The 806-nt window shown below is 60.0% G+C and carries 1 protein-coding gene and 1 pseudogene; both read left to right on the forward strand.

Going from position 1 to position 806, the window contains the following annotated elements; all coding sequences use genetic code 11:
- On the forward strand, positions 1 to 240 hold a 240-nt coding region (locus ACTJKX_RS38165; protein ID WP_440728500.1), incomplete at its 5' end, for a hypothetical protein.
- Positions 241 to 371: 131 nt separating this feature from the next.
- A pseudogene (locus ACTJKX_RS38170) lies at positions 372 to 806 on the forward strand (hypothetical protein); the annotation flags it as partial.

Consider the following 806-nt stretch of genomic DNA (forward strand, 5'->3'; position numbering starts at 1 on the left):
GCTTCGCCGCCGGCCCTGGCCGTCAAGCCACGCACCGCCGCGGACCAGGCGCGCGACCTGATCGCGATTTATCGCGACATTCTCAAGCGCCCCCCCGAACAGGAGGCCTGGCCCTACTTCATGACCGGCGACTTCGTCGAAGACGAGGATGCCAGCCAGGAGGATCGCGACTGGCTGAAGGGCAAGCGCAAGACCTTCTTTGCCGATTTCGGCAGCACCAAGGGAAGTGGCACCAGATGAAGCATGATCTTTGCGCTCGATGACATCGCTCGAAGCCACAAAGACAAGTAGAAACAAAGAGTTGTAGAAGAAGCTCGTTTTTCCGAGAAGCGTTTCTCAGGCGCTGTCGGATATTGGGGGAGTGGAAGGCGTTGGAAGGGGTGGTTCTGGACACGCTCACGGGCTCGGCTGGCGGAGGCGGGCCGCTATGGGGCCGATTCGACCCGGACTGGTATCGGCGAACCTATCCCATTGCCGCCGAAGAGGCCGATCCCCTGGAGTTCTATCTCACCCAGGGCATGAAGCTCGGGCACTCGCCCAATCGTTATTTCGACGAGGCTTTCTACGTTTCCGAGCATGAGCAGGTTGCGCAGGCGATCGCCGAGGGGCGGATCTCTAGCGGTTTCGAACATTATTGCCTCAGCGGGCGTAACGAGCGCGCGGCACACTGGCTGTTCGAACCCGGTTTCTATCGCCATCTCTACGCGGATTTGACGGATGCTGCCCTGATCAAGGGAGGCTTTGCCAATCTCTATGACCATTATCTGAAGCGGGGAGCGCAGGAGGGACGGCAAGCCCATCTGCTG

It is taken from the genome of Labrys sp. 22185 (assembly GCF_052045555.1).
Taxonomy (GTDB): domain Bacteria; phylum Pseudomonadota; class Alphaproteobacteria; order Rhizobiales; family Labraceae; genus Labrys; species Labrys neptuniae.